The organism is Agrobacterium sp. GW821-FHT14E08 (assembly GCF_058803865.1).
Genome location: NZ_JBXAPJ010000002.1, coordinates 432,927 through 444,241 on the forward strand (window position 1 = coordinate 432,927; position 11,315 = coordinate 444,241).

Consider the following 11,315-nt stretch of genomic DNA (forward strand, 5'->3'; position numbering starts at 1 on the left):
CGAAGCCTGTCGCCGGCAAGGCCTTTGATTTCGCCACCGAAGCGGCCGGCAACTTTATTTGGCGACGAGTTTGTTCTTGATCAGGCCGACGATGACCTGGACGATCAGGCCGCCAACACCGCCACCAACGAGCTGGCCGGCAAGAGCGGCGATATCCACGCCGCCGGCTGCCGCCGTGCCCGCCGTCCCGAGCAGCGATCCGAGTACGGTTCCGCCCCCGATGCCGCCAATGGCGCCCGCGATCAGGTTTCCGAGCGAACCGAGATCGGAATCCTTCAGTATCTTTCCGCCAGCCGTGCCGCCAACCGCACCGCCAACGATTTGGGCCAATATCGAAGTAAGATCCATGTCATCCTCCTCAGCAGTTTCCCCGACCATTCGGGAAAACAAAGCCACTTATTCACGTCTGCGCAGGCTGGACAGAACCGGCGTGACCGGCCTTCTCTTCCTCGCCAAAGATTTTCCAGACCACAGCGCCAATGACGCCGCCGACGATCGGAGCCAGCCAGAACAGCCAAAGCTGTTGCAGCGCCCATCCGCCGACGAACAAGGCCTGCCCGGTCGAGCGGGCCGGATTGACGGATGTGTTGGTAACCGGAATGGAAATCAGATGAATAAGGGTGAGGGCGAGACCGATGGCTATCGGCGCGAAGCCGGATGGAACCCTGCCATGCGTCGACCCCAGAATGACGATCAGGAAAAAGGCCGTCAGGATGACCTCTATCAGCAGTGCCGAAACGAGAGAATATCCGCCCGGCGAATGTTCGCCGTAACCATTGGCAGCAAAACCGCCAATGTCCGCCCCCGCCTTGCCCGTAAGGATGACATAAAGCGCCGCAGCCGCGACAGTCGCTCCCAGAACCTGCGCCACGATATAGGGCACAAGATTTGCCGCCGGAAATTTACCGGCAACTGAAAGACCGACGGAAACGGCCGGATTAAAATGACCTCCCGAAATGCCGCCAACCGCATAGGCCATGGTAAGTACCGTCAGGCCGAAAGCGAAAGCGACGCCGAGAAAACCAATACCCAGCTCCGGAAAAGCGGCAGCAAAAACCGCACTTCCGCACCCTCCGAAGACGAGCCAAAAGGTACCCAAAAATTCCGAAAGAAGCTTGCGACTCATAACACTTCCCCATCATGTTACGACTGCATCAACTATTACGTGCAATTTAATCGTAGTCAAGATAAATCGCATATACTCTTTGAAGCACGGCTTGCCACCGATGGAGAGGTCATCATTTCTCGTCGGCCACCAGTTATTGTGCTTGCGCGGCCGTTTGTACAAACCATTGGAATATAGGCGTTCACATCGAGAAAGCGGCAGCTGTACCGCCGCAAATAACGTTCCCGCATTGAATTCAGGCACGACGTGCGTGACCGAGATTAGGCGCGCCCGATGCACTCGCCTTGTGGAGGTTGGCCTGCCACGAGATCGGTTCCGGTAAAAATCGTGCATGTCCGGCCGGTAATACCTCTGCTACTTTCGTGAATGGCAGGGAGGTCGAGGTAATGTCTATGTCAGTAAAGTTCAGCGAGCACAGTGTCGTATCTTTTCATTCCTCATTTATATTCCATAAAAAACAACATTATCATGAAGAATAGCAACATTAAAATATCGAAAGGCTTCGCAAAAACAACTCTTGATTCATTTGAGTATTCATTTTCCGCTTCAGCGGAATCACCTTTATATACCCGGATATCCGTTTGGCTATCTTGACTGAAATCCCAACCATTATTTTTGTAAAATAATATCTCCCGAAACTCAGATATCGATAATTTCACAAAAAATATCAATAATACTACAAAATATACAATTCTTAAAACGTCTTCCTCTCGCAATTTATCCTCTCTTTGATTTTTTTCATCATAGAATAATAACAATTATATACTAATTAAATTCAATACTTTACGCTATCACGACAAAAATCAACGAGATTGCTGCTATGAGTGAAAAGATCAACGCTCACCTCATCAGCACTAACACCAGATCGACAGCGACACTATAAACGGTCGCATACCGCTCCACACTGTGACAGCTCGTTTATCGAACGAAATCCGCTTAAACGGCGTGCCTTCAATGCACGATGTCCTGAATGTGAATACTGAACATTTTCAGGTTGCCGCTAAATTTTCCAAGATTTCCAGAAGGGTGTGATCTGGGCTTTCTCTTGTGACCTGGAATATTTTTGGCGCATGGATAGCGGCATCGCTGGAGCGGGTGAAGGGAATCGAATACTTATATTTTTTACTTACATATCATGCGCCTATTTACATCGAATACGCATTATACCGTTACTTATACCGCTCAAGCGATTGGATATAGATGTCCATGAATGATATTGTTAGACACTCGTAACCCCAAAAGGATGAAACAACTCACGAAAGCAGCTAGATACAAAGAATGTCTCCCTTCTTCGGGCGCAAAGCCTCAATCATGGAAAGCACGTTGAATAAATTAGACCCCTTATATCCACGAGTTGATGACCTCATTCAACCTTTAGCGGTGGGTTCGGAAACGAAATCATTAGTGCCTCTGCGACTTGCTCTACAACGTGCAAAAGAAGTCTATAAAAAAAATGGGTTGAGTAATCTGCTCGAGAAAATCGAAACTCGGGAACTGACGATTTTTGCTCGACGCTCAGTAAGATTCATTTCTTGTGAATGCTACGAGTTCAACAAGAGTAGACCACCAATTATTCATAAAGATGAGTATTACAGGCAACGGGAGACTCTCGCCTATACCCTCGCTTTTCATTTACGCGAAAAAAAACATCGCATGCACGCCGTACATGATGGAATAGAATCCATCTTCAGTTTCTTAGACATGGAGCGTGACACGGACCTAGAAAATTCTAATATTACTCTCCGCCCGGGAGAACAGGCGATAAATTTTAGAATAGGTGAAAACAGATGTAATATATTTTTCTCCTCGATATTACTTAACAGCCATAAATCGATCAGGGAAAGCAAATATTGGCGAGACATAACGTACAGAACGTACAGATGCTACGATGTAGCATTTGATCAAATCGAAATTGATCGCCATTTCCCTTATTCGCAGCAATATGCAAGTAAAAAGCCGAGGGGACGGACAGAAACGTATTCACAGTCAGAACTCGACGCCGCTTTGGATAAAGTCTTTCCTAATGTTAACTTCCAGCCTGAACTCAGAGAGGTCATGGCGGCCGCACGCGATTTTTACGCTGAGAAAGCGGAAGATGGTCCCGTAGAGAAAACCCTCAGAAGGAAAGGCCAGCGGTGGCTTGCAAACCGTAAAAAAACTTTGGGACATAAATAATTTTACAGTTGTGGGACGACACCCTCGAAATTCAAGTTCACTTATTTGGCCGCCATAACACTGAAATGGAGGTTATAAAATGAACGAGTTTTTGAAATCCCGCCGCTTCTATCGCCTCAACGAGATTTTAGCCCCGGGCGGGCCCATCCCAATTAGCAAATCTAGCTGGTGGAACAAGGTGCGCACGGGTGAATTTCCGCAACCGGTTAAATTGGGCGGACCGCGTTCAACCGCCTGGAAATCGCAGGACATAGAAGATCTAATCCGCCGATTCGAAGGTCAGGAGAACTTCGATGTCTAAGACTGCCAAAAAGGTAACGAAAAAGACACCCGTCGAAAAGCTTCTCAAACTCCGCAAAAAGATAACCGGGCTTGCCAATCTCGATGAGGCAGCGACGTTTGACATCGCAGTGAAGCTGTATTGGATCGCGCTGTATTTGCGTGATGACGTAGATGACTGGCAGACATTTTGTGAACATGTCGATTGGGTAGCAGCTTCGTCGAAGCCCCAACCGAGGACGGAATCCCGTAAAAAGGCGTTGCATTTTGCCATCAGGTTTGCCGTCGGTTTCAAGGACAAGGCAAATGGCAACAGGGTTAGAAAACTCCAGGATCTCCTCAGTGCTGCATGGGAGAAAGGCACGAAAAAAGCTGAAATCGAAGCCCACGTCAAAAATGTGCAAGACGCGAAGCGGTTGAAGGCGTCAGAAAGTCGCGCGAAGCGTCGTGCTACAGAGGCTCGCTCCATCAAACTGCTTCCGTCGGACGCCTCGCGGCTTCTAATGGAAAACATTGGAGACTACGAGTTGAAGGGCAAATTCAAGATCAGCGGCGTTGGGTCGCGCAGGATGTCACTGCAAATTAAATCGCTCAGCAAAAAATCTCTCACGAAGCTTGAACTCGTGAAACCTGTAACTGCAAAACCCGCAGGTAAGTGATCGCGAGTACCGGATGGGATGGGCAACGTGTGTGTGTGTAGTACGCCCCCCACCCCCCGAACATGAATGATTACCCAAAGTTCAAATTACACAGCAGGTGACCCCCAATCACTTGAACGGTTGAGGTTTGCCTGCTGTCAGAGGTGAGTAATGAAACGCAAACAGGGCAAATACGGTAGAGAGCCAATACGGAGCCTGAGGGCGTTAGAAGTCTCACAACTCGATCTAGATGACAGGATAAGGCGATATTTGGTTTCTCGGAAACCAGATATCAGCAATGATGTACGCAAGGCCTTGGAATTGCGGGCTTCACGAGACCTGAATGCTGCAAACCTGTTTTCGAGAATTCAAGTTGCAACATGCCTTGAACGCTACCTGAAAACTTATTTTGCGGAAAACGGAACGCACTCCGTTTTCTTCGTAACGCTGATCTCCGAACTGCATGCGGTGAAAGTCAGGGAACAAAATGGATATGATCTCGTCGCTCATCGCAAGTGGATCGCGTCACTTTTAAAGGGATGCGATTACGTGGGGATGATCGAACCCGCCTATTATCCCGAGGTGGCGTTTGCCGCACCCCGCGAGGATTGGATATCGTGGCATGCCCATGTGATCGTCTGGAACAATGGCGCGCCCGCGATGAAAAAGCTGAAAGACAAGGTGAACCAAATCGAGGTTGCGTTTCGCCCAGATGGGTCGGCTTTTCACTACCGGAAAGCGCAGCATGCAGAGATTGAGGCCGAAGTCGCCTATATGTTGAAGAGCCCTCGAAGCGAATATCGGACCTACAACGCTAGCCCCGCGGCCAAAGACTTGCAGGCCCATGCTCAATCTGGGGATACTATAAGCGGCATCAAGCAGAACAAGCGTGAAATCAGGACAGGGAAGCTTTTGAGGGTACTGTCAGCATTATCGGGCAAGTCCATTAAATCGATCATCGTCGCTGGTGGTGCGGGGAAAGAGATACGCAAGCATTCACTAAGGGCAGCACGACAAGCGTTGATGGATGAACACGCAAAGCGAAAGCAGCTCTTGCGCAACCTGTAGGCTTTGCCATCGACTCGAAGCAGTGGAAATTGTCGGGCTATCGGCGTGGGCGGCGGGTTCTAGACGTTTGGGCTCGCCCCTTACCCGGTTCTGCTGTAGACGTTAGTCGCGCTTTTCCATCACATACGGGGTAGCGAACGCAACTGAGAAATTTTCCATATCTGCCACTTCGCTCAACCATCCATCCGCTTTGGCATTCATGACACGCAGGAAACGCCTCGCCGCAACAGCAACGCGCTTCAACTGACCCATCACTCCTCTGAGGAATGGCGCTACCGCAAGCGGAGCAGGCAGGAAGCCAGTTTTCGCAATGACTGGTATGCTCACAGCTGTAGAAGGTGCGGCCAGCCTGACTTTTCGATGCTAATAGTCGGCCACCACACTCTCCGCACTCGTGGGTAACGGCTTGTTCGCCAGAAACCACCGTAGACGTATATGCCGGCTCCTTCATAAGTTCTGTGACGAATGACGATGGGCGGGCTTCAGACGCGAGGATCGTGAGGGTATGACGGGCACGCGTCATCGCAACATACATCACCCGCCGCTCTTCTGCGTATTCGAATGGCTCTTCCTCGGGAGAGACTAAACTGAGCAGAGGATCATCAACCATTTCCGATGGGAAACCCATTCGGCCGCTATCTGCCTTCAACAGAATTACATGGTCAGCCTCAAGACCTTTCGACGCGTGTATCGTTTTAAAGCTGATGCGCAGCTTTGGAAACGGACGTTGCAGGGTGGCGATATCTGGCTTGATCGAACGATATCGACCCAGCAGCAAGACACTGGTTTGAGCTTCAAGGGAAGCCTTTCCAGATATGTCGGACAGCACGTCGCAGAGCGCTTTGTCCTCCCCGTTCTTCTGCACCATAATGATCTTAATGGCGGGTTCGGTCGCCCTCCCAGCCGGTACGATGTTTTTTGACAACTGCGCGGGATTCTTAAGCACGAATGTTTTCGCAGCTAGTGCGATCTGGTCCACTGAGCGAAAAGTGCGACCAAGATCGACTGTCCTGTGTACGCCGCTTTCACCATCGAATGTGCCACCGAATTCATTGCCGAAATGTCGCATCAGATGAATATCGGAGCCCGCAAAACGGAAGATCGATTGCCAATCGTCACCAACTGCAAAAACGCGTGCCTCCGGGTGCTGGGCCTTCAACGCCTTCACCAACCTTGCACGACCTTGCGAAATGTCCTGGAATTCGTCGACTAGAATGTGACGAAAAGGACTGACATATCGGCCTGTCTCGACATAGCGCGCCGCTCGCAGAACCATGTCCTCAAAATCGATGCGCCCGTCAAGCCGCCTTTGGTATTCCTGGAAAACCGGTTTGAAGACCGCAAGAAACGCCTTGGCGCGAGGACCGAACTTCATCCGTTCAGATTTGGCTTCGCATTCTGCTATACTATATCCGCCGCCTTTGAATTTTCGAAGGAAAGCCGTGAGGAGCTGGGAAAAGCTATCGACCTGCCTCAACTGGACAACGCGATCAAATATCATTTCAGGCGGTCTGGGTCGCAGGGTAACGTGTGGCAATAACTTTGTTGCAAGCGCTGTAAGCAGCGTGCCTTCCTGCCGTTCATAACTGAAGGTTTCGATCAGAATTGTTTGATTTTCGGTATGGACCTGTCGTTTCCACTTCATATCACGAAGATACTTAACGCGATCTACAAAGGGAGCGGTTAAGAGCCGGTCGTTGCCGTCAGGCATTATCTGGCGCCTTACACCGAAATGCTCAATGTAAACACCGCTTTCCGTCAGTAGAAAATCCGGGCAGTAAGCTCGGCGGCCCCCTGTGGCAACCTTGTGCTTGTAATTGGGCTCATACTCGTACTCTACCCCGTTTTCGTAGAGCCAATTGGCAATCTGTAATTCCTCATAACTTTTGACAGTTTCGCCTTGAAGTGTTCGAAGGTCCTGCTGCTCGATATGCTTGTAGAAGTCATGCTTCGTCTTGAAATCCCATTCCGTCTTGGGCTCGACCAAGAAATGAGCAAACCACTGAATGATGGCCTTTGCGACCTCCGTCAGCTTTAAAAACAGTTCCATGATGATCTGCTTGACGATATCGACGAAAAGCAAATCGTTGCTGGCTTGAGGGGCTAGCGCGGGCTTTGATCCCTCCACCTCGCCGATAATTCTGTAAGACAAGGCGTGGAAAGTTCGCGCTTCAATCGGTATATTAGAGCGGTCTTTTACCCTTTTCGACATTTCTGCTGCCGCGTCCTTGGCAAATGCCAGAAGTAAAATTTCGTCTGGACGGCGTATACCTGCTTTCACGAGGTATGCGGCTTTGGCAGTAATGACGCTGGTTTTGCCGGAGCCAGCACCTGCGAGAACAAGCGTCGCATCTTCATCGACGAGGACAGATAGACGCTGCTCCGGCGTCAATGGTTTACTTTCAATAGTGTCGAAAAATTCTTTCCAGCGCTCAAGGCTGGACGCGACAAAAGTTTCGGCCGCGGTCTTCCGCAATGTTGCAGGGTGAGCGGCGAACTTTCTAATAAGATTGACCCGTGAAGTCGCTTTCGGTCCTATTGCCTTAGGCTGAAGCTTCGACAAAATCTTCGCGTCAAGCGCCTTTGCTTCATCCAACAGTGGAGAGAGAATGCATGCAGCGGGGTAGTGAGTTGGCCTGGACAAGCCGACAATGGCGGCATGAATTCGGGCAATGCGCGCTTCTTCTGCCTTCAGAAGATCAAAATTAAGCGTAATCCAAGCAGTTTTTAACTCATCTGCAAACACCGAGGCCTCGGAATACCTTACACCCTTGAGAAAAGCATCCTCTGATCCCGATAGCGGAATGCTTAAATTGGCACTCAACCAGTTCTTTTCCAAGATTGGGGGCGATGTGATTGCCTGCAGGGATACCGACGACATTTCGCCGCGCCTGAAGAGCGATAAACTCCGCTTACTGAACTCCACGGCTACGATCTTCTTGCCGAGGGGATTTATGAGTATCCCAAGTAAGGGACGTTGCTGCAATCGGGCCAATGCTGTGGAGCCTTATTTTTCGCTCTGAACGACGCCATGATTTGACAAATGAACGCCATTGAACAGACTCGTATATCAGCTGTTGTAAATTTTAGGTTGTCACTCTCAAAAAGCGTATCAGTTAGCGAGTTTGACAATCTTGAGTTGTAATGTTATACCATAACACGCCGGTGCTGCCTGCCGGTGCGAGGGGCCATTCGGCCCTTCTTCTTGTTTTGGAGAGCTACAATCATGAACGTTTCACCCGCTGTACCCACTACAACCGCCTTACCCGCCACCCCTGCCGTCAGCTTGCCCTGCCCCGTCATTATCCTCGGCCGTGACGACAACGGCAGGCCCCACGGGTCGTTCTTCCCTGCCACCGATACCCGCGCTGCGGAAAAAGCTGCCGAACTCATGGGCATGGCGGCGCTCAAAGTAGAAAGCGACGAGCTAAGGGCGTTTCTCGGCCAGTTGCCGCAGGGCAAGCTGTTCGATAGCGGCAAGGCCTTCGTGCCGTTTGTGAAGCAGGACCTCTATCAGGCGATTGCCGCCCACCTATCCGATGAAGAGCGCGAACGGCTGGAACAACCGCGTATGGAGCCGGACAAACCCGCAGCCCAAACTTACTACCCTATTCCGCCCAAGAATATGCCCGAAAGCTGGGACAAGCTGACAGTAGGTAGCCTCGTGCTGGCGACTGAAGGGCCTTTGGAGGGGTGGTATGAAGCCACCGTCATCAAGATCGAGGGCGAAACGGGGCTTCGGCTCAAGTGGCGCGATTATCTCGATATGCTGCCTTTCACCCGCCGCGTCGATCAGGTGGCCCTTGTTCACCCTGCCTATGTCGAGAAGTGATCGCCATGGGCTGCGCTGTGAACCAGAACATCAGCGAGGATGCGGCCGCTCCGGCCGCAGCCATCCGCGACAAAAATGACGCCTTTCGAAAAAGCTTCTCCGGCGGGCGGGTGCTGCTCACGCCGGGAGTCACAAACCTCAGCGACGAACAACGGCGAGCAGTGGTATTGGCGGTGCGGGCATTCGATGATTTCTCGCTAGAGAACGAGTCTTACGGTGAGCACGATTTTGGCGCGGTCACGCTCGAATACGCCGTGTTTTTTTGGAAGATCGACTATTACGACCTGGACCTGCAATTCGGGTCATCCGATCCGGCGGATGACGAGGTGACCTGCCGGGTGCTCACCATCATGCGGGCAGATGAATATTGAGATGGTGACTTCACCTTCAGGAAGTCACCCCACCTTCGGCTTTCGCCCCGCCCTCAATGGTTTGGGCGACCCCAACTTGTCGTCAACGACTGCGAAGAGTTCTGATACGTGGACGCCAAGGGTGAGCGATATCGCCTCAAGAGTGGAGAGTGTGACGTTTTCCATGCCGCGTTCGACTCGCCCAACATACGACCTGTCGATACCAGCCTCTAAAGCCAGCCGCTCTTGGGAGAGGCCTTTGTCGACGCGCAGGCGTCGTAAGTTCCAGCCGATTGTTTTGCGAACATCCATAAGCGCAGAAAGCCATATACACGGCTTGACAATCGACGGACCAACAGTCCCATATTAAATCTTAAACGAGCATTCACTCGATCACTTCACTTAAGGGGGTATTTATGAAAATCGCAGTTGGAATTATCGGGCTCTTCCTCGGCTTATTAGTGCTGCTTCAATCCTGCGCAGTCACGGCAGGGAGCGGCCTGTTGAACGATCAGGCCACAGGCAGCGCCGGGGCGGTCGGCATGCTCACCGGGGTGCTGCTGGTGATCGGTGGCGCGTTTTCCTTCGGCCTACCACTGGTGGGTGCCATTATCTTTTTCGTGTCAGCGCTGATGGCCTTCGTCGCGTCGTCGCAAGGCACCTTCGGCGATATGTCGGTTTGGGGCGTGATTGCGCTCGCGCTTGCTGTCATGGGATTCTTCACGTGGCGCTCCGCAAAGCGAAAGAAGGTGGCGCCATGAGCCGCGTTCAACGACTTACGACGCTGACCGCCGTCGGACTGCTCGGCGCTGGATTGTTAAACACCGCCGCCACTGCGGAGGAGACGTATTACTTTCAGGGAAATCCTTGGGAGTTGCTGCTCACCCAGCCTGATGAAGTGACTGATGCAAAACCGGCGTGCGTGCTACGCACCACGGCTTGGCCTAGCCGGTCTTTGTCCATTGAAACGCGCCTGATTGGCGTTGATAAGATCGCTCGCGGCCTTCGCATTCGAAAAACTGATTGGAACCTGCCGGTTGGCAAAACCACAAAGGTGAAGGTCGGCGTAAACTTTCTCAGCCCGGCACCACATCAACTCGATGTGATTTCCCCTGAAGAACTATATGTTAGCTATCCTGAGGATGAAGACGGCGCAATCAGCATTGCTCTGGTCACAAGCTTTTCCTTCTCTCCCAAACTGCCCTCAGCAATGGCATTAACGTTCGAAGGCAACGAACAGCCTTGGATTATTCCAGCGATCAACAAGCGGGACTATTACGCGCTGAACGAGGGACTCAATGACTGCGATGTCGCATTAAAGCAGTTGGGGCCTAAACTGTTCTCATCGGAAGATGAAGCGACATCGCCGTTCTCGGCCCCGTCCAAAACTGACGCTTCAGCGCCTTCGAAACCGACAGTCTGGGAGTTCAGCAGGCGTGAAGAGGATTGGGGCGAGACCTGTTACGCGGAGAAGAAAAATGGCGATATCACCATCGGGTTCATGAAGGCGCGCGGACGTGATCTCGAAGGTTTTGTCGAGAATGGGGGCTTTGACGGCAACGTCCAAACCTCATGGAAGGTAGACAATGAACCCCCCGTCAGTTCCGAAGGCGACCTTAACGACCATTTCGGCTGGCACAGTTTCTCGGGTTTCAAGACGGCGTTTGTGGACCAGATGATATCGGGTCAAAAAACGCTGACGATTACCGGTGACAAGGGAACAGTCATTACCACCGATCTAGAAGGAGCGCTGGGAGCTTTTTGGCAGTTGAATGGCTGCTTGGAGGATGCCGATCGATAAACATAAGGAGACGTCTTCTTCTTGTGCGAGAAGCATCTCAATCTCT

At 51.4% G+C, this 11,315-nt stretch carries 12 protein-coding genes; 8 read left to right on the forward strand and 4 right to left on the reverse strand.

The window, feature by feature from the left end; translation table 11 throughout:
- Positions 1 to 54: 54 nt before the first annotated feature.
- On the reverse strand, positions 55 to 348 hold the full coding sequence (locus AC1ROR_RS10850; RefSeq protein ID WP_035227544.1) for a hypothetical protein: 294 nt from the start codon (positions 346 to 348) through the stop codon (positions 55 to 57).
- A 52-nt stretch (positions 349 to 400) separates the two neighbouring features.
- On the reverse strand, positions 401 to 1,126 hold the full coding sequence (gene aqpZ / locus AC1ROR_RS10855) for an aquaporin Z (RefSeq protein WP_498589384.1): 726 nt from the start codon (positions 1,124 to 1,126) through the stop codon (positions 401 to 403).
- Between the two features lie 1,278 nt (positions 1,127 to 2,404).
- Between aqpZ and AC1ROR_RS10860 the strand changes: the two genes are divergently transcribed.
- The 4 genes from AC1ROR_RS10860 to AC1ROR_RS10875 all read left to right on the forward strand — a co-directional run bounded on the left by AC1ROR_RS10860 (position 2,405) and on the right by AC1ROR_RS10875 (position 5,286).
- Entirely contained in the window at positions 2,405 to 3,301 is an 897-nt protein-coding gene (locus AC1ROR_RS10860) for a hypothetical protein (RefSeq protein ID WP_498589385.1), read from the forward strand.
- Between the two features lie 79 nt (positions 3,302 to 3,380).
- The gene (locus AC1ROR_RS10865) at positions 3,381 to 3,602 is read left to right on the forward strand and encodes a helix-turn-helix transcriptional regulator (RefSeq protein ID WP_080836726.1); all 222 of its coding nucleotides are present in this window, start codon (positions 3,381 to 3,383) and stop codon (positions 3,600 to 3,602) included.
- A complete protein-coding gene (locus tag AC1ROR_RS10870; RefSeq protein WP_498589386.1) occupies positions 3,595 to 4,239 on the forward strand; it encodes a hypothetical protein in 645 nt (214 codons plus the stop codon). Before AC1ROR_RS10865 ends, AC1ROR_RS10870 begins: the two co-directional genes overlap by 8 nt.
- Positions 4,240 to 4,389: 150 nt before the next feature.
- Entirely contained in the window at positions 4,390 to 5,286 is an 897-nt protein-coding gene (locus AC1ROR_RS10875) for a hypothetical protein (RefSeq protein WP_498589387.1), read from the forward strand.
- Between the two features lie 37 nt (positions 5,287 to 5,323).
- Here the strand turns inward: AC1ROR_RS10875 and AC1ROR_RS10880 are convergent, their stop codons facing one another.
- Complete coding sequence (locus tag AC1ROR_RS10880) at positions 5,324 to 8,167, reverse strand: UvrD-helicase domain-containing protein (RefSeq protein ID WP_498589388.1); 2,844 nt, start codon at positions 8,165 to 8,167, stop codon at positions 5,324 to 5,326.
- Between the two features lie 345 nt (positions 8,168 to 8,512).
- On the opposite strand from AC1ROR_RS10880, the gene AC1ROR_RS10885 reads away from it, so the two are divergent.
- Together AC1ROR_RS10885 and AC1ROR_RS10890 are read left to right on the forward strand one after the other, a co-directional pair.
- Positions 8,513 to 9,118 carry a hypothetical protein gene (locus AC1ROR_RS10885; protein WP_498589389.1) on the forward strand — a complete coding sequence of 202 codons (606 nt, stop codon included), beginning with the start codon at positions 8,513 to 8,515 and terminating at the stop codon, positions 9,116 to 9,118.
- 17 nt (positions 9,119 to 9,135) lie between these two features.
- Positions 9,136 to 9,489: a DUF3768 domain-containing protein gene (locus AC1ROR_RS10890; RefSeq protein WP_498589390.1), complete on the forward strand. Its 354-nt coding sequence runs from the start codon at positions 9,136 to 9,138 to the stop codon at positions 9,487 to 9,489.
- Positions 9,490 to 9,513: 24 nt separating this feature from the next.
- On the opposite strand, the gene AC1ROR_RS10895 is transcribed toward AC1ROR_RS10890, so the two are convergent.
- A complete protein-coding gene (locus AC1ROR_RS10895) occupies positions 9,514 to 9,780 on the reverse strand; it encodes a helix-turn-helix domain-containing protein (protein ID WP_498589391.1) in 267 nt (88 codons plus the stop codon).
- Between the two features lie 104 nt (positions 9,781 to 9,884).
- Between AC1ROR_RS10895 and AC1ROR_RS10900 the strand changes: the two genes are divergently transcribed.
- Entirely contained in the window at positions 9,885 to 10,229 is a 345-nt protein-coding gene (locus tag AC1ROR_RS10900; RefSeq protein ID WP_498589392.1) for a hypothetical protein, read from the forward strand.
- Positions 10,226 to 11,269, forward strand: a complete 1,044-nt coding sequence (locus tag AC1ROR_RS10905; protein WP_498589393.1) for a hypothetical protein — start codon at positions 10,226 to 10,228, stop codon at positions 11,267 to 11,269. The genes AC1ROR_RS10900 and AC1ROR_RS10905 overlap by 4 nt, the downstream gene beginning before the upstream one ends.
- Positions 11,270 to 11,315: the final 46 nt, after the last annotated feature.